Source organism: Limnohabitans sp. 2KL-1 (assembly GCF_003063435.1).
Taxonomy (GTDB): domain Bacteria; phylum Pseudomonadota; class Gammaproteobacteria; order Burkholderiales; family Burkholderiaceae_C; genus Limnohabitans_A.
Genome location: NZ_NESL01000003.1, coordinates 261807 through 279754, shown reverse-complemented (window position 1 = coordinate 279754; position 17948 = coordinate 261807). Strand labels below are relative to the sequence as shown.

Genomic DNA, 17948 nt, shown 5'->3' with positions numbered 1-17948 from the left:
CCCCATGCAAAACGCCCCTTGAGAGGGGCGTTTTGCATGGTGTGTCTGGCGGAAGCGGTGAGATTCGAACTCACGGACCCTTTCGAGTCGCCGGTTTTCAAGACCGGTGCAATCGACCACTCTGCCACGCTTCCTTGGGGGGAGATTGTAGCCTGATCGGCCCGGGTTGGCCGCAGCCGCGCCCCGGGCCGTGGGCATTATTTGCTGCCCGGTGCGGCCACCTGAACCCACTTGCCACCCTTGATTTGGTCAATGGAGACCAATTCAGGACCGACATGGTTGTTGACGAAAGACTGCCGGTTGAATGTGGTGAAGTCTTGGTGTGACACACCTGCAATGCTTTTGGCCATGGCGGCCGATGTCAGGTTGCGCCCAGCAGCTTGCAGGCCTGCGATGAACCAGGAGGTGTAAGAGTATGCGTTGGCTGCGTTCTCGTCTGCGTCCAAGTTGAATTTGGCTTTGAAATCGGTCATGAATTTCTTGGCCACGGGGTCGGTGCTGTCAGCGTCGTGGAGTTTCCAGCCACCGATGCCATAAAGGCCTTCCACAGTGTCCTTGCCCAATCGGGCGACGATGCTGGAGCGGCCTGGAATGGTGGTCAAGACCTTGACCTGAGACCAATTGAGTTTCTTCACCTCGCTCATGACCCCCAAGGTCTCGCGCACCACGGTGCCCGCCACGATCAGGTCGACGTTGGCGGCCTTCATCTTGGCCACTTGCGATGAAAAGTCGATGTCGCCTACCTTGTAAGCCGCTTCGGCCGCCACGGTGAAGCCGCCACCCTTGAGGGCTTGGGTGATGCCACCTCGAACCAGGTCACCAAAGGGGCCCTCTTGGTAGATGACGCCAACTTTTTGGGTCTTCCAGTTGTTCACGGCCCAGGTCAACGCAGAGGCGGTGGTGGTGTCGTAGTTCATGACGGTGGTGAACAGCAAAGGGCTGTTGCCACTGACTTTCTGGATGATGCCCGAAGCACCCCATGGGGCAAATACCATCACGCCCGCTTCGTTGGCTAATTTGACCGTGGCTGCATTGGGGCCGGAGCCAAAAGGGTTGACGATGGCAAAAACACCATCGCTCTTGATGAGCTTTTGCACGGCCCGCACGGCCATTTGGGGCTGGCTGCCGTTGTCTTCCACGATCAGCCGGATTTTGCGCCCGTGCACGCCGCCTGCGGCATTGAGCTCGTCGATGCGCAGTTGCATGCCGTGACGCAGCATGGGCATGCCGGGGGCGGCCGGGCCCGACAGGTCAATGTGGGTGCCGATCACGATGTCGTTGTCGCTCACCCCTTGGGTGGTTTGCGCTTGAACGGCCCCTGCGAGGGCACCCGTGGTGGCGAGGATGAGAAGTCTTCTGCTGAGGTTCATGGTTGTCTCCTTGTGGTTGAAAGATAGTCATCTGGCCTGGATCATGCATGCGTGCTTACCCTGAGCGGCCGCCTCAGTTCGGGTACATGCTCTCGATCAGCGCCGCATACTTGCTGGCGATGACCTTGCGTTTGAGTTTCATGGTGGGGGTGAGTTCCTCGTCTTCTGCGGTGAGCAGCTCGGCAATGATCCTGAAGGCCTTGATTTGTTCGACCCGCGCCAGCTCGGGGTTGATGCGCTCGATCTCGCTGTGGATCAAGGCCACGACTTCGGGGGCCCGCGTGAGGCTGCCAAAGTCGGTGTAAGGCACTTGGTGCTCTTGGGCAAAACGGGCCACATGTTCCTGGTCGATCATCACCAGACAAGTCAGGTATTTGCGGCCATCGCCAATGACCACCGCATCGGTGATGTAAGGGCTGAATTTGAGCAGGCTCTCGATGTGGCTTGGGGTCACGTTTTTGCCGCCCGAGGTGATAAGGATGTCCTTGATACGGTCGCGGATGGCCAGGTAACCTTCCGCATTGATTTCGCCGCAGTCACCGGTGTGCAGCCAGCCTTCATCGTCCAGACTTTCGCGGGTTTTTTCGGGCATGTTCCAGTAACCCAAGAACACGTTGGGGCCGCGAACCAGAACCTCGTTGTTCTCACCAATGCGGATTTCGGTGCCCGGGGCTTTGAGGCCTGCCCATCCCAGGCGCAAACCGCCTTGGGGCGTGGCGGTGCAAAAGCCGGTGGTCTCTGTCATGCCGAAGGCTTCGCGCAGTTCGATGCCGCAACCCAGATACCAGCGGATCAAATCCGGCGGCACGGGTGCAGCGCCTGTGAGTGCGCTTTTGATATTTTGCAAGCCCAAAAAGACCCGCACATTGCGCAAGGCCAGCCATTGCATGGCGTTTTGCAGCAGGCCAGGCGCATGGCTGGCTTGCCCTTGCAGTTGGGCTTCAACCCGCGCAGCGCCCATGGTGCGGGCTGTTTGATAAGCCCAGCGGGCCGGTGCGATGGCATCGCGCATGAACAGGTCGATCTGGGAGTACATCTTCTCCCAGAACCGGGGTGGGGCAAACACCAGGTGAGGAGCGACTTCACGCAAGTCGTTGAACACCGTGCCCGAGTTTTCCGGAAAGTGAACAATCAGACCCAGGGCCAGCGGGTTGTAGACCGAGGACATGCGTTCGGCAATGTGGCACAGCGGCAGGAAGGACACGGATTTGTCCCCCGGCTGGATGTCCAGGTATTCGGTGGCCAGGCGCAGTTGGAAAACCAGGTTGCGGTTCAGGATCATGGCCCCCTTGGGCGCACCCGTGGTGCCCGAGGTGTAGACCAGGAAGGCCAGGTCTTCAGCCTGGGTGCGGTCAATCGATGCCTCAAAAACCGATGCCTGGGTGGCGGCCAGCGTGTGGCCACGCACCAAAAAATCGTCAAAAAATTCCACGTCGGGGTCACTGAAGCCGCGCAGGCCTTCGCGGTCCATGACGACGATGCGCTGCAATTGCGGGCATTGCGCGCGCACTTCCAGGGCCTTGTCGAGTTGCTCTTGGTTTTCCACAAACAGCAGGCGGGCGTTCGAGTCCACCAGGATGTGTTGCAACTGACCTGCCGACGAGGTGGGGTAAACCCCGTTGCCGGTCAATCCCATGCATTGGGCCGCCATGTCCACATACAGCCACTGCGGCCTGTTTTCGGCCAGCACGCACACCACTTGTCCACGCTCAAGCCCCATGTTCTGCATGGCCAGGCCCATGGCGCGGGCGTGGCCATAGTATTCGGCCCAGCTGGTGCTTTGCCAGAGGCCACGTTGTTTGTAGCGCAAAGCCGGCCGATCTGCCCAGGTGCGGCAGCGCTGGCGAAAAATCTTGGCAGGCGTGTCTTCGCCCAGGAAAGTGATGGAGGCAGGTGCGGTCATGGTGTTCGTGGTGTGGGAGGTCATCGCCATGTTTTGCGCCGTTTCCAGCGTTGTGTGGTGCCGCTGACGCCTTGCGCGCCGTGTCCGCCCAGATAGGCTTCGCGCACATCGGCCTTTTGGCTCAGAACGGCGCAGCTGTCAGCGGCCACGATACGGCCCAGCTCCATGATGTAGCCGTAGTCGGCATGCGCCAGGGCAATGGCTGCGTTTTGCTCGACCACCAGCACCGAAGTCCCGGTTTCATCCCGGATGCGGCTGATGATGTTGAAGATATCCTTGGTCAACAAGGGGGACAGGCCCAGCGACGGCTCGTCGAGCATGAGCAGTTGCGGTTGGGCCATGTAGGCGCGACCGATGGCCAGCATCTGCTGCTCACCGCCAGACAGCAGACCGGCGTGTTGCTGGGCCCGCTCCAGCAGCCTGGGGAACCACTGAAAAACCCGCTCCAGGTCTTGTTGAACGCCATCGGCATCGCGTCGCGTGTAGGCACCCATGTTCAGGTTTTCCCGAACACTCAGGAAGGGATAGATTTGTCGCCCCTCGGGCACCAACACCAGACCGCGTCGGCACACCTCATCGGCGTCCAGCCCTTGGATGGCTTGCGCGTTGAGCAGGACTTGCCCTTTGAAGGGATCGATGACCCCGGCCAGGGTGTTGAGCAAGGTGGTCTTGCCCGCACCATTGGCGCCCAGGACCGCGACCATTTGGCCTTTTTCAACCTGCAGGTTCACCCCCTGCATGGCCGCAATGGGGCCGTACCAGGTTTCCAGGTTGCGCACTTCCAGCAAGGCACTCATGCTCAGGCTCCCAAATAAGCGGCGACAACTGCCGGATGACTTTGAACATCGGCGGGGCTGCCTTGGGCCAGCACCCGGCCTTGCGCCATGCAAATGACCCGGTCGGCCACGGCGCTGACCAGAGACATGTCGTGCTCCACCATGACCACGGTGATGCCCAGCTCACTGCGGATGTCGTCGATCCAGAACGCCAACTCGCGGGTTTCTTCCGGGTTCAGACCCGAGGCCGGTTCATCGAGGAAAAGCAGCTCCGGCTGCGCGCACAGGGCGCGGCCCAGCTCCACGACTTTGCGTACGCCGTAGGGCAGTCCCGCAATCGGGGCATGTCGCCAGGGCGTGAGGTCCAGAAAGTCAATCACTTTTTCCACCTCGGCCAGCGCAGCTTCTTCCAGCCGCGTCAAGGCCGGTGTGCGCAAAACCTGTTGCCACCAGTGGCCCTGGAAAAACCGGTGGCGGCCCAGCAGCAGGTTGTCCAGCACGGTGGCCGCTTCAAACAGTTCGATGTTTTGAAAGGTGCGCGCAATGCCCAGGTTGGCGATTTGGTGGCGTTGCAGGGCCGTCAGGTCCTGGCCTTTGAAACGGATTTGCCCGCCGCTGGGATCAAACACGCGGGTCACGGCATTGAGCAGCGAGGTCTTGCCGGCACCGTTGGGGCCGATCACGGCCAGCACCTCGCCGGGGCGCACCTCCAGGCTCAGATCCGCAATGGCTTGTACGCCGCCAAAAGTGAGCGACAGTTTTTCAACCGTCAGCAGGGGGGACATGGCGATGGGGGTGTTCAACGGTAACGCTCCGATTTCATGTAGCGCTTGTTGCGCTTGAAGGTGTCTTTGCGGTAGATGGGGAAAGACTCCAGAAGGCTGCGGATCTTGAGCCAGCGGCCGTTCAGGCCCATGGGCTCGTACAGCACAAAAAAGGCCAGCACAAAGCCGAAGATGAAGGTCTCCAGGCCGAACTGCTTGGCCACGCTATCGGGCAAAAAGGGTTTGATGCGCGAGATGGCGGTGGGCAGCAAGCTGATGAGCACGGCCCCCAGCACCGCGCCGCGCAGACTGCCCAGGCCACCGATCACGACCATGAGGACCAGTTCGAGCGACAGCAGCAGCGTGAAGCCGTCCGGCGTGAGGTACTTCAGGTGGTGCGCCAGCATGCTGCCCGCCAGCCCGGTGATGCCCGCCGACAGCGCAAAGGCACCGGCCTTCATGCGCTCAACCGGGATGCCCAAAGCGTAGGAGGCGGCCTCGGATTCGCGCACACCGATCAGGGCGCGCCCCATGCCCGAGCGCAAGATGTTGAGCAAGGCCAGCAACACCAGCACCAAAACGGCCAGGCACAGGTAATAAAAAGCTTTGGAGCCACCGAGCGACAGGCCCAGAAAAACGGGCTCGTTCACCGCCAAGCCGGTGAAGCCACCGGTCACGGAACTCCAGTGGCCGATGATTTGCTCGACGATGATGGCAAAGGCCAGGGTCACCATGGCCAGGTACAGACCCGAGACCCGAATGGCCGGTATGCCCACCAGCAAACCGGCGCTGGCGCTGAGCAAGGCGGCCAGCACCATCGACACCGGCAATGGCACGCCTTTGGACAGGAACCAGGCATGGCCATAGGCCCCGATGGCGATGAAGGCGGCATGGCCCAGCGAGACCTGCCCGGTCAGACCGGTCAAGGTCATCAGGCCCAGACTGGCCACGCACAAAATGAACACATAGGCCAACTCGCCCAGCATGAAGGGTGTGATGACCCAGGGCAGTGCGCACAAGCCCAGCAGCAGCAAGGCGTAGAGGTTGCGGTCAAAAGGACTGCGCCAAAGTGCAAAGCCTTCGCGGTATTGGGTGTGGTAATCGAAACGCATGGGGCGAGTTCTTTCCTTTTTCAGACCCGACGGCCATGGGCTTCGCCCAGCAAGCCATGGGGCCGGACAATGAGCACAGCGATCAGCACCAGATAGGCCACGATGTCCTTGGTGCCGTCGGGCATGTAGACCCCGGCGTATTGCTCAATCAGGCCAATCAGCAAACCGCCCACAATGGCCCCGGGAATGCTGCCAAACCCGCCCAGCACCAGCGCAGACAGCGCCTTGAGCGTGACAAACCACAGGCTGATGTCGACCAAGGTGATGGGGGCCAGCAGCACGCCCGCAAATGCGGCCGTTACGCCGCCCAGGGCCCAGACCATGGAGTTCACGCGCTTGACGCGCACCCCGTTCAAATAAGCGGCCAACTGGTTTTGTGACGCTGCCTGCATGGCCACGCCCAGCCGGGTGTAGCGGAAGAAGAAAAACAGCACCAGGGTCACCATCATGGACACACCCAAAATCACCAGTTGCAGGTTGGCGATCGAGATGCCGCCCACCTGGGTGCTTTGCTGGCTCCAGGGGGTGGGGTAGTTGCGCGACTCTGGCCCAAACAGCATGCTCACCGCGCCCCGGATCATGAAGGCCAACGCAATGGTCAGCATCACCCCGGAAAACTGGGGTTGTCCGGCGATGCGGCGGATGACCACCGCGTCGAGCACATAGGCAAAAACAGCCACCCCCAACACCGTGATCAGCAAGGCCAGCCAAAACGGCAAGGCCCACACCGTGATCAAGCCCCAGGCGCTGAAGGCCGAGACCACCAGCAAATCGCCATGGGCAAAATTGAGCACCTCGGTGGCTTTGTAGATGAGCACGATGCCCAGCGCCACCAGCGCATAGATGGCCCCGACGGCAATGCCGTTGACGGTCAGTTGGGCAAAGGTTTGCCAAAAATCATTCATGCACTTTTTCCATGGGTGGAGGGGAAGGAGACTTCCCAGGGGTTCAGGCTTTGGTGGCAGTGGTCACACGCCACCATGGGAGAAAAGCTGTGCTGACAAGCCCGGTGGCGTGGCCGGATCGAACTGGTTTCGTGCAGATGTGACTCACCGGCCCAGGTGGACAGGCAAACGATGTAGCCGAACAGGTCGCGGCTGCTGGGGGTCAGGCGGTACAGACGCCTGCGGGCATCGTGGGCATCGGTTTCGCATTGCAGCAAACGGGCCTCGACCATGTCCGAGAGTCTGCGCGACAGCACCTTGGGGCCAATGGCCAGCGCTTGGGTGATCTGGTCAAAATAGTGACAACCCAAAACCACGGCGGTGAGAATCAGCAGACTCCAGCGGTCCACGCGCAGACCCAGGCGCATCTCGGTCGCTTCGCGCCCAGACATGCGGGGCGCGCGCAAACCCTCCATGGGCTGGTGGTGCAAGCGGGCATTGGGCACGAGGCGGTAGTCCAGGTCTTTCATGCTGACTTTTTCGCCGCAGGCTTTACAACACAACTCCGGGCTGAAGCTGTGTTGGCAGGTCTGGTGAAAGAGGGTTTTGGGCAGGTCCTGAGCGCGCTGCCCCCATTTTTTTTCCCAGGCCCAGATCATCAACGTGGCGTCGTAAAGACCCAGTCCTTTGCGGGTCAGGTGGTATTCGTGGCGTGGTGGTTTTTCCTGGTACAGGCGCGGCTTGAGCACGCCGATTTGAACCAGTGAGCGCAGCCGGTCGGACAAGGTTGGGCGAGGAATGTTCGAGTAACTTTGCAACTCGTCAAACCGGCGGATACCCAAAAAAGCCGACAGCATGACCTGCACCGTCCAGCGGTCCCCAAAAACCTTGAGGCCATGGCTCAGCGTGCTGGAGGCCAGCGCAGCGTGCGTCAGTTCCAGGTCGGGGTTGCTGATCATGTGTTCATTCGTTCGCGGGCGGGTCGCGGCACTCAGACCCGTTCAATCACCATGGCCACGGCCAGGCCGGCAGCGCCACACAGGCTGATCACGGCGCGGCGCGCTTGTCTTGCCTCCAGTTCGTCCAGCGCCATGCCCACGAGGGCACTGCCTGTCGAGCCCATGGCGTGCCCCAATGCAATGGCCCCGCCGTTCACATTGAGCTTCTCATGGGGCACATTCAGGTGCTTCATGTAATGCAGCATGAGCGAAGCAAAAGATTCATTGACTTCAAACAGGTCGATGTCGGGCACCGTCAGGCCCGCCTGTGCCAGGGCTTGCTCAGTGGCCTGCACCGCACCGGTGAGCGCCAGGGTTCGGTCCACACTCACCGTGGCGGTGGCCAAAATTCGGGCTCTGGCCTTCAGGCCCAGGCGCTGGGCCGCTGCTGGGCTGGCGAGCAAAACAGCCGACGCGCCATCGGCCATGGCCGGTGAATTGCCAGCATGTTGCACATGGTCGACGTGGCTCAGGCCATAGCGTTGGCACATGAGCTTGTTGATGCCGTATTTCTCTGCCATGGCCGCGAATGCGGGCGGCAATTGGCCCAGACTGTCGAGTGTGGTCTGCGCCCTGGGTGTTTCATCTTGTGCCAGCAGCACAGCGCCATCGGCATCGCGTACAGGTGTGACCGAACGGTAGCGGCCTGATTGCATAGCAGCCACGGCACGTTGTTGGGAAGCCAGGGCATAGGCGTCACATTGGGCGCGGTCAAAGCCTTCCAGCGTGGCAATCGTGTCGGCCGAAATGCCGATGGGCACCAGCATGGTTTGCTGCTGAAATTCGACGTCGTGCGTCAAGGGGCCTTGGTCAGAAGCCATGGGTACGCGCGACATCATCTCCACGCCGCCGCCCACAGCCAGACCGTCGCTGGCCATGGCTTGCTGAGCGGCCATGTGCACGGCGCTCAGGCCGGAGGCGCAATAGCGGTTGATGCTCAGACCGGGAACCTGGTCGCTCCAGCCGGCCCGCACCAGCGCGAGTTTGGCGATGTTGGCACCTTGATCGGCGGTTTGCGTCACGCAGCCGATGATGGCGTCGCTCACCTGGGCGGTGTCGATGCCGGTTTGCTCGGCCAGGGCCTGCAACTGCTTGGCCAGCAAATCCACAGGCTTGAGGCTGCGCAGCGCGCCTTTGTCGTTGCCTCGCCCACGGGGTGTACGCAGGGCTTCAATGATGAGGGCTTGGCTCATGCGTTGTCCTTGGCTTTAGAGGTTTTGACTGGCAGGCGGGGGAAAAATGCCGGCACCTTGGCGCAATAGTCGGCGTAGCCGGGTTTGCTTTTGGCCATGTGGCGTTCCATGAGCGATGTGGCCGAACCTTTGTTCATGAACCAGGTGACATAGGCCAGAGGAAAAATGGACAGCCAGCCCCAAGGGTGAGACAGGGCGAACACACCATAGCCCCACCACATGCAGGTCTGGCCAAAATAGTTGGGGTGGCGTGTCAAAGCCCACAAGCCCGTGTTCAGCAGTTGCGAACGGTCTGTGCGAAGACGCTTGAATCGGGTCAGTTGCCAATCTGCTCCCGCCTCGAAGACAAAACCGACCAGCCAGACCAAAGCACCTGCTGCATGCCAGAACCCGATGGGGCCTGAAGCGCTCATGCCCAACATCAGTGGAATAGCCCAAACCCAGATCACCACGCCTTGCAGCAAAAAGACCTGGAAATAGCTCCACCACCAAAAGCGTGCGCCTGAGCGCTGACGCCAGCGGGCGTAGCGGGGGTCTTCGCCGTGCGGCAGGTTGCGCCAGAGAATGTAGAGCGAATAACGGCCAAAGCCCACGGTGGTCATGGCCAGCAAGAGCAGATGCGAAGCCTGCCCGTCAGCCCCCCCATGCTGGTAAAGCCACCAGGGTGCGGCCAACAGCAGCAAGCCGTAGGCGATGTCCATGATGCTGGTGTCGCGTTTGACCAGGCTGATGACCCACACCACGGTCAACCACAGCCACAGCCACAGTCCGAACTGCAAAAAATCAGCCAAAAAGCCCGGTGCCAGCTGGCCGCTGGCGGCCACTGCGGCCACCGCCAAAGGCAGCACAGGGTAGGCGCGATCGAGCCAGCGGATGTTGTCGCGGGGCATGGCCCACAGCCACACGGCGGCGAGCAAGGTCCAGGCCAGCAGCAAAACCTGCCCCTGTTGTTGCCACAAAGTCTCGATCATGCTTGTCCTGCCTCTACCACAAAACTGACCACGGTGCCGCAAGAGCCGCCAATGTTGAGGGTCTGAATCCGCTGTGCGCCTTCAATCTGGCAAGCCTCGGCTTGGCCGGTCACCTGGCGTGCTGCATCCCACAGCATGCGTGTGCCGGTGGCGCCCACCGGATGGCCACAACCGATCAGACCGCCGCTCATGTTCACCGGGCAGCGACCACCGGGGGCGATCGTGCCGTCCTCTACAGCCTGCCAGCTTTGGCCCGGCGCGGTCAGGCCCAGGTGGTCGATGGCCATGTATTCGGTGGTGGTGAAGCAATCATGGGTCTCGATGCCGCTCATGGCCTCGATGCCCGGCACACCGGCTCGCCGCCAGGCATCTTCGATGGTGTCGCGCACATGCGGAAACACATAAGCCTGACCCTGGCTGCGTTCGATCTTGTCGCGCAAGCGCAGACCTGCATTTCGGTGGCCCCAGCCGGCAATCCGCGCCATGCGGTGGAGCGATTGGCCCTGTTGTTGTGCCCAGGTTTGGGCAAACCGGGCGGACGCCAGCACCACCGAGCACGCACCATCGGTGATCTGGCCGCAATCCTGTCGGCGTGTGCCGGGTTCAATGATCGGGTTGGCTTCATCGTCATCGGTGAAGCTCAAGGCATCGAATTGCCATTGGCGCGTTTGCGCCAGCGGGTTGTTTTTGGCGTTGCCGTAATTGATTTCGGCAATGCGGTTCAGGTACTTGCGGTCAAGCCCGTAGCGGCGCTCGTATTCTTGTGCGAGCAGGCCAAAGGTCGCCGGCCACATGTAGGTGCAGGCAATATCTTCATGGCCTTGCCAGGCGGCGGCGTTTTGGTTGACGGAGGCGACGTTGCCAGAGGTGTTCTTGAATTCTTCGACACCCATCACCAGGACGCAGTCGTAGCGACCGGCTTCGATCTCTGCCATGGCTGCAAGCACGCCGAGGGACGAAGACGCGCAAGCGCCCTCGTGGCGCATGGCGGGCACGCCCCAGAGTTCGGGGGTCATCTGCGCCACCATCGAGCCCAGGTGTGCTTGCTGGCGCTGCATCTCGCCAAAGGCATTGCCCACGTGGATGCTGCCGATGGCCGCAGGATTCAAACCGGTCTGTTCAAGAACGCCTTGCGTGGCTTCGCGCACCATGTCAGAGATGTCTTGACCATTGCGCGCCCAGGCCTTGGCAAAGTCGGTCTGGTAGCCGCCCAGGATGTAAACGGGTTCGCTCATCAAAAGCTCCTTTGGGGATAGGGCAGGCCTTGCAGGCGCTGCATTGCACGGGTGTATTCATTGGCCAGTCGATCCACGATGTCGGCCATCGGCTCGGTTTGGTGGATGGTGCCCAGGCCCTGTCCGGCGGCCCAGACGTCCAGCCATTTCTTGCCTGCAAACGATGCACTGCTGTCGTATTGCCTGCCGGGGGCATCGGGCATGTTGTCCGGGTCCAGGCCGTTCAGGCGCAAAGAGGGCTTGAGCCAGCTGGCGGGCGTACCGGTCACACCGGCGCTCACGACCAGATCGTCGACCGTGCTGTCCACGACCATTTGCTTGTAGGCATCAGGGGCCATGCTTTCGGCAGCCGGTATGAAGCGGGTGCCCATGTACACGTAATCGGCACCGGCAGCGATGGCCCCGGCCATGCCCCAGCCATCGCTGATGCCGCCGCCCAGTACGATTTCGCCGTCAAAAAATTCACGGATGGCGCTGACAAACGCAAAGGGCGACAAAAACCCGGTGTGCCCGCCTGCACCAGCAGACACGCAGGCCAGGCCATCGGCCCCGGCCTTGACGGCTTTCTGGGCCAACGACAGGTTGATGACGTCGGCGAATACCCGACCGCCATAGGCTTGCACCACCTCAATGGCCGGTTTGGGGCTGCCCAAAGCGGTCACCACCACCGGTGGCTTGTAGCGGGCAATCAGCTCCAGGTCTTGCGCCAGACGGGTGTTGGACGAGTGCGTGACCAGATTTGCGCACCAGGGGCCCACGGTGTTGGCACCTTGTTCATCACGTGCGGCGGCCAGGCCCTCGGTGATCGTTTTCATCCACTGGTCCAGCTGCTCGATGGGGCGCGCATTGGGCGTGGGAAAAGCCCCCACAATCCCGGCCTTGCAGGCGGCCAGCACCATCTCCGGGCCCGAGATGAGGAACATCGGTGCTGCAAACACCGGCAGCCTCAGAGGCAGTCGCGTGGCTTTCATGGGGTCTTCTCTGGTGCAGGTGTCACCGGGCGGCGTGACTGGACAATGCCAAAACGCCCAGCCACAAACGCCAGGTTGGTGAGGGTGGCGTTGCCCGCCGGGTTCAGGCCTGTGACGTGGTAATCGCTGTAGGCCGCCGCAAAGTTCAGCGGCATGGCCCCGACCAGGTTGATGGTCAGCTGAGCGCCTGCGCGGGCATAGGCGGCTTCGGCCCGGGCGATGAAGTCTTCGCGGTTGCTGTACAAAAATGCCGTCAGGCCGCCCTGCGTGCGTGCGTCCTGTGTCGCTTGTTGCAAGGCATCATCGGCGTCCTTGCAGGCGATCACGAAACTGATGGGGCCAAAGCGCTCCTCGGCATACAGGTCGCGCTCTTGTGTGGTGACTTGCAGCATGAGCGGCGTGCTGGTGCGGGCCTGTGGGAACTCGGGGTGGGGGTAGGCTTTGGGGGCCAACAGCACTTGGCCGCGTTGCGCACCTGTGTCTTGCATCTCTTGCAGCAAGGCCAGGGTTTGCGGGGACTGGATGGTGGCCAAAATCATGGCTGCTTTTTTGGGCTCAGAAGTCAAGGCCTGCACGGCCGCGGCCAGACGTGTCGCCACGTCCTTGAAAGGCACAACGCCCTGCGGCGTCTTGACACCGCTTTGGGGCACATAGATGTTCTGGGGGCTGGTGCACATTTGCGCACTGAACAGGCACATGGTGGTGGCCAGGCTGCGCAATGCAGCGTCCAGGTCGTCGGCCGATTCCAGCACCACGGTGTTGCAGCCCGCTGTTTCGGTGAAGGCCAATGCGGGGTGGGCGTTTTTCTCGACCCACTGGCCAAAGCGCACGCTGCCGGTGAAGTCCACGATGGCCGTTTGGGGGTGCTGGATCAGTTGCTTGCCGATGGGCTCGCTGGCGGTGTCAATGGCCAGGGTGACCAGGTTGGGGTCAAACCCGGCAGCTTGCAAAACCTGGCGAAAGGCTTTCACGGTGATGGCCATGGGCAACACGGTGGCCGGGTGGGGTTTGACGATCACTGGATTGCCGGTGGCCAGGCTGGCCATCATGGAGGGCCAGGCGTTCCAGGTGGGAAAGCTGGCACACGAGAAACACACGGCCGTGCCGCGGGGCACCAAGCGGTAGGTTTTTTGTAGCCGGATGTCCGAGCTGCCAAAGCGGCGTTGCCACAAGGCCGATGGGGCCACCGAGCGCATGGCTTGCTCGGCATAAACCAGGGCTTCGATGCTGCGGTCCAGGCCGTTCACGCCGGAGCCGGCATAGGCCATGTTGTAGCTCTGCCCGGCCGTGTGCATCACGGCATGCAGCACCTCAAACAGGTGGTCGCGGTAGATGACATCAATCACCTCCATCAGCACGCCGATGCGCTCGGTGATGGACGCTTGCGCCCAGCTGTCCATGGCTTGGGCTGCGGCACCAAACAGGCTGTCGATGTCCGATTGCGGGTACAGCACGCCCAAAGCGGCCTGGTTGTAAGGCGAGACTTCTTCGCCGACCCAGTGCTGCACACCGGGCTGGTCGAGGACAAAACGTCCGTTCTTCAGGTGCTGCTCAAAAGCCCCAAGCCCCGCCGCTTTGGCTTGCGCCGCATCCGGGTACTTGTCAGGCATGTCGGGGTAAGGGCTCCAGCAGTGGCGAGTGGCACAGGCTTGTTGGGCCCGCTCGAAGACGGCTTGGTGTTTTTCATACAAAGTCATCAGCGTCTCCAGATCAGGCGGTGGTGTCGCAAAGTCTGGCTGCCTGGCACTTGATCGGAGGCCGACAAAGTCAGTCCGCCATCGGCTGCGAAATCCATGTTGCGCACCTGATCGCTGCCCACAAAGTTGGGGTTCAGTGCGTGGCTGACGTGGTGTACCACCTGGGCGCGTCCCTGGTGCTCACGCACTTCGTAGAGGCCCGCGTATTGGAAAAAACTCTCGAAAGCGGCCAGGCGTTCGGCCTCGGGGGCGCTGCGCACACTGTCGCTCGACAAACGGGGGCGGTTGGCGCGTGCGATGCAGGCGGCCATGCCGCCATCGTGCGTGTACTGGATCAGCCCGGTGGCATCGGGACCGAATGGGTAGGTGGTCGCCCGACCATCGTCGTAAGTGATTTCCCAGCGCACCAGGTGCCAGACACCCAGCAGGTCCTGGGCTGATCGGGTTGTTGCGGAAGTGCTCATGGTGTGTGACCTTGGTTCAAGCGTGTGGCAGCAGGGCTTCACGCACCCAGGTGCTGTGAAAACCATGGGGAACGCGCTGCGGCAGGATGACCCGCGCCACCGGTCCCATGGCGATCTTTTGTGCATCGATGATCCACACCTCGGAGCGTTCCTTGAGCCCGTTCCAGACAAAGCCGACCAGGTAGCCGTCGTCTTCTGCCTGCGGGTTGTCGCGTGGTGCAAAGGGGGCCTCGCTGAACCAGTAGCCTTCGCCCGGGTGGTAAGTCACCGCGCTGCCGGTGTCCAGGTCGTACTTGGCCAGGCCCGCAAAGTGGGGTTGTTCAACGGTGCGCGCCCGCCCCATCAGCACATGGTAGGTGTAGCGGTTTTTGTAGCCTTGGTACCAGCCATTGATCATCGGGAACTCGGTGTTCAGGATGTCGTCGACCACACTTTCCCGGGTTTGGCCCGTGGCCAGGTTGAAGCGCCATTGGTAGAACTCGTATTCGGTGCCCTGGGTGCCGATGGTGAACAGCAGGCGTTTGACGTCCAGCGAGCCATCGAACTGCTTGGGCATGGCGTAGGGCGTGCCCAACATGACGATTTCGGTTTCGCCCTTGTCGTTGACTTCCTCCCAGGCGTTGGCCACATGCAGCATGTAGCGCGGGTCGGCTTCAAACCAGCGGATCTGGTCCACGCTGCCATGGCGGGGAATGACCGCAAAGCGAGATTTCCACTCGGGGTGAAACTCCAGGCTGTAGCGTCCGGCTTGCAGGGCTTCGGGATTGTTGATGAGCGGGAAGTCGTGCAGGATGCTGTAGTTGGTCGTGATCGCCATGTCGTGCGGCAAACGGGGGCCCGGCAGTTCCACCGGGATCAGGGTTTGCAATTGACCGCTGGCATTGAGCACGCCGTAGTGCATGTAGGGGTGTGTGTTGCCATAGGCAAAAAACATGTATTCGCCGGTGCGCTCGTCCACCCTTGAGTGGGCGGAGATTTGCAGGCCTTTCAGGCGAGGGTCTGATTCCAGCTGGCCCAAGGTCTCCAGGCTCAAGGGGTCCACCTGATAGACCGCGCCACCCCGGTACCACATGGACAGCAGTTTGCCGTTGTGGAATTTCACATCGGTGTTGGAGGTGTTTTTCAGGGCATCGTCAGGCAGTACGCCATCGGGCATTTTTTGTTTCAGGCCGGGCGAAAGGCTGACGCCCGCAGCACGGTCGGCTTGCAAACCCTCGGTGTTGACCCAGCGGTTGCGGTAGGTCATTCGGCCCTGCTGAAAATGCACCGCGTGCAGCATGCCGTCGCCGTCGTACCAGTGGTATTTGCCTTGGGGGGTGTGCTGAGGCACAGGTCCGTTGCGGACATAAAGCCCGCTGAAGTCGGTCGGGATGTCGCCAATCACCTCGAACTCCTGCGTCACCAACTCTTGGTCAATGGGGGCGAAGCCGCCTTGCAAATTGGGGTTGTCGACGAGATAGGGCGGCATTTCAACCAAAGTTTCAAGTCCCATGGCGGTCTCCTGATGAAGGGTGAGGAAGCGGCTTGATGTCAGCCGGGTTGCCCTGACAGCAAGCCACCGGTTTGCATGTCGGCACCGCTGGCCCAACAGGCGTGCGTGCCGCTGCACAGTTTGTGGGGCAGCTCAATGCGACACACCGGGCCGGCTTCAAACTTTTTCGAATCGATCAGGATGATTTCCGAGCGTTGGGTGTTCTCGTTGGTGATGAAGCTGACCAGATAGCCATCGTCCTCATCCTGCGCATTCGTGCGGGGGGCAAAGGGCGCTTCGCTGGCGTACTGACCATCGGGCAATTGGATGGACCATGATTGGCCGGTTTGCAGGTCATGTTTGACATAGCCATTGAAGAGGAACCAGCCGGGCACCTGGACTGCGCTGTAGGCGTAGCGGTAGGGTCGGGTGGCATAGCGCTGGTTGAACATGCCAAATTCCAGGATGCGATCGTCCAGGCGCTTTTCGCTGGTCTGGCCTGTCTTGAGGTTGAAGCGCCAGCGGTGCAGGCGGCAGCCCATTTTTTTCTGGTCCAGGTAAGACATCATGCGCTCGTAACCGGCCGGGGCCCCTTCGTAATTGCGCGGCATGGGCTCGTCCTGAAAGTAGCCGTCCAGCACGATTTCGTCGCCTTCTTCGTAGGCGTTGAGCCAGTGCAGCACAAAGGTGGGGGCCGATTCGAACCACATGATGTCTTTGGTTTGTCCCCGGCGCGGGATGATGGCAAAGCGGGAAGGGGTGTCTTTGTAAAAGCGCACCACATGCTTGCCTTGGGCCAGCAGTTCCGGGTCCCAGTAAAGCGGAAAGTCGTTCAGGATGGCGTAGTTTTCGGTGAAGGCCATGTCGTGCGGCAAGCGCGGACCGGGCAGAGGGATGGGCACGTAATGCACCAGTTTGTCGTGTTTGTCGACCACGCCGTAATGCATGTAAGGCGCGTGTTTGGAGTAGTTGAAAAACAGCAATTCGCCGTTGTGCTCATCCACCTTGCAGTGGGCCGAGATGCCGTCCAGTGGCGACCAGGGCGGGATGCCCTCGTGCGCCAGGCTCAGTGGGTCCAGCCGGTAGCCTTCTCCACATTGGTAGAAGGTGGTCAGGGCACGTCCGGCGTGCACGACCACATCGGTGCTCGAAGAATCCTTGAGGCTGCCATGCGCACCCCAGCCGGCCCGCTCGGACAGGGCGGGGTCTTCCATCAGGCCCGCCCACAAGGCGCGACCAGCCTCCAGCTCGGCTTGCAGGCCCTTGGTCTGTATGAAGCGGTTGCGGTAGCTGACTTGGCCGTTTTTGAAGGCGGCCATGTGCAGCATGCCGTCGCCGTCAAAAGGGTGGTATTTGCCCTTGGACTGAAACACCGGGTTTTCGGTGTTGCGCAGGTAAACGCCGTCCAGGTCCAGCGGGATGTGGCCTTCCAGAACCTTGAGGTCGGTGGCATCGACTTCTTCGTGCAAGGGTGTCCATGCACCTTGCAAATAAGGATGGTCGCCGGGCACCAGGTTGCTGGTGAGGGTGTTCACAATTTCGGTGGTCATCGCGTCCCCAAGTTGATTACTGTCTCTGATGAACTCAGATTAGGTCGGTTAAACAGGGAAAGCAATAGGGTTTGAAGGGATGCGCTGTAACTTGTGCGACTGAGAGTCCCTGCGCCCCGGCTCTCCAATGTATTCAGGGCCTGAAGCTGATTTGTGCACGCCAAAAAGGTTTTTCGGGCCCCTTTCTCTGGAGATGCCCAGACCAGAGCGGCCCGCGTGGTGGCCGACATTCAGGCCCAGGGCGGACAGGCCGAGGCGAACCATGACGATGCGACAGACCCCGAAGCAGGCCCACGGATGGTGGCGCGGGCGATGGGCGGGTGCTGCTCAGTTCATCGAGTGCGGGGCGCTTTGGCAACCATGGGCTACTGCCTGTGCCGCATCCAAGGGGGCCATCGAATCCCTGGTGCGCTCGCTGGCTTTGGAAGGTGTGCGCCATGGGCCGGTGGCGGTCGTTGTGCGCGGTCCTGGCCGGTGGAGACGCCATCGGTGGCGGGTGATGACATGCCCCATGTCTGGGCTGAACTGCAGACTTTGCCCGGTCAAACGCATGTCGATTCGGTCAGCGCTTTTCAATCCTTCATGGCCG

Annotated in this window: 15 protein-coding genes and 1 tRNA gene; all 16 read right to left on the bottom strand. The window is 61.3% G+C overall.

The features are described 5' to 3' along the window. Positions 1 to 46: 46 nt before the first annotated feature. Positions 47 to 134: transfer RNA gene (locus B9Z47_RS09435), tRNA-Ser, on the bottom strand. A 63-nt stretch (positions 135 to 197) separates the two neighbouring features. Next, positions 198 to 1370, bottom strand: coding sequence for an ABC transporter substrate-binding protein (locus B9Z47_RS09430; RefSeq protein ID WP_108330986.1), 1173 nt, complete (start codon positions 1368 to 1370; stop codon positions 198 to 200). 73 nt (positions 1371 to 1443) lie between these two features. Further along, positions 1444 to 3273, bottom strand: a complete 1830-nt coding sequence (locus B9Z47_RS09425; RefSeq protein WP_158271658.1) for a long-chain fatty acid--CoA ligase — start codon at positions 3271 to 3273, stop codon at positions 1444 to 1446. Between the two features lie 20 nt (positions 3274 to 3293). Next, positions 3294 to 4070 carry an ABC transporter ATP-binding protein gene (locus tag B9Z47_RS09420; protein ID WP_108330984.1) on the bottom strand — a complete coding sequence of 259 codons (777 nt, stop codon included), beginning with the start codon at positions 4068 to 4070 and terminating at the stop codon, positions 3294 to 3296. Positions 4071 to 4072: 2 nt separating this feature from the next. Then, positions 4073 to 4834, bottom strand: coding sequence for an ABC transporter ATP-binding protein (locus B9Z47_RS09415; protein ID WP_108330983.1), 762 nt, complete (start codon positions 4832 to 4834; stop codon positions 4073 to 4075). A 14-nt stretch (positions 4835 to 4848) separates the two neighbouring features. After that, complete coding sequence (locus B9Z47_RS09410; RefSeq protein ID WP_108330982.1) at positions 4849 to 5925, bottom strand: branched-chain amino acid ABC transporter permease; 1077 nt, start codon at positions 5923 to 5925, stop codon at positions 4849 to 4851. A gap of 20 nt (positions 5926 to 5945) precedes the next feature. Then, positions 5946 to 6830 (bottom strand): branched-chain amino acid ABC transporter permease, encoded by an 885-nt coding sequence (locus tag B9Z47_RS09405; protein WP_108330981.1) that lies wholly within the window; start codon positions 6828 to 6830, stop codon positions 5946 to 5948. Beyond that, a complete protein-coding gene (locus tag B9Z47_RS09400) occupies positions 6827 to 7768 on the bottom strand; it encodes a helix-turn-helix domain-containing protein (RefSeq protein WP_108330980.1) in 942 nt (313 codons plus the stop codon). Before B9Z47_RS09400 ends, B9Z47_RS09405 begins: the two co-directional genes overlap by 4 nt. A 32-nt stretch (positions 7769 to 7800) precedes the next feature. Next, positions 7801 to 9000, bottom strand: a complete 1200-nt coding sequence (locus B9Z47_RS09395) for an acetyl-CoA C-acyltransferase (RefSeq protein ID WP_108330979.1) — start codon at positions 8998 to 9000, stop codon at positions 7801 to 7803. Continuing rightward, positions 8997 to 9971: a DUF1295 domain-containing protein gene (locus tag B9Z47_RS09390; RefSeq protein WP_108330978.1), complete on the bottom strand. Its 975-nt coding sequence runs from the start codon at positions 9969 to 9971 to the stop codon at positions 8997 to 8999. The genes B9Z47_RS09395 and B9Z47_RS09390 overlap by 4 nt, the downstream gene beginning before the upstream one ends. Further along, positions 9968 to 11206, bottom strand: coding sequence for an acetyl-CoA acetyltransferase (locus B9Z47_RS09385; RefSeq protein WP_108330977.1), 1239 nt, complete (start codon positions 11204 to 11206; stop codon positions 9968 to 9970). The genes B9Z47_RS09390 and B9Z47_RS09385 overlap by 4 nt, the downstream gene beginning before the upstream one ends. Next, positions 11206 to 12177 (bottom strand): nitronate monooxygenase family protein, encoded by a 972-nt coding sequence (locus tag B9Z47_RS09380; RefSeq protein WP_108330976.1) that lies wholly within the window; start codon positions 12175 to 12177, stop codon positions 11206 to 11208. The genes B9Z47_RS09385 and B9Z47_RS09380 overlap by 1 nt, the downstream gene beginning before the upstream one ends. Beyond that, a complete protein-coding gene (locus B9Z47_RS09375) occupies positions 12174 to 13874 on the bottom strand; it encodes an aldehyde dehydrogenase family protein (protein WP_233253740.1) in 1701 nt (566 codons plus the stop codon). Before B9Z47_RS09375 ends, B9Z47_RS09380 begins: the two co-directional genes overlap by 4 nt. Next, positions 13874 to 14338, bottom strand: coding sequence for a lipocalin-like domain-containing protein (locus tag B9Z47_RS09370; RefSeq protein ID WP_158271657.1), 465 nt, complete (start codon positions 14336 to 14338; stop codon positions 13874 to 13876). Before B9Z47_RS09370 ends, B9Z47_RS09375 begins: the two co-directional genes overlap by 1 nt. 16 nt (positions 14339 to 14354) lie before the next feature. Further along, positions 14355 to 15830 carry a carotenoid oxygenase family protein gene (locus tag B9Z47_RS09365; RefSeq protein ID WP_108330974.1) on the bottom strand — a complete coding sequence of 492 codons (1476 nt, stop codon included), beginning with the start codon at positions 15828 to 15830 and terminating at the stop codon, positions 14355 to 14357. Positions 15831 to 15868: 38 nt separating this feature from the next. Continuing rightward, on the bottom strand, positions 15869 to 17359 hold the full coding sequence (locus tag B9Z47_RS09360; protein WP_108330973.1) for a carotenoid oxygenase family protein: 1491 nt from the start codon (positions 17357 to 17359) through the stop codon (positions 15869 to 15871). Between the last annotated feature and the right edge of the window lie 589 nt (positions 17360 to 17948).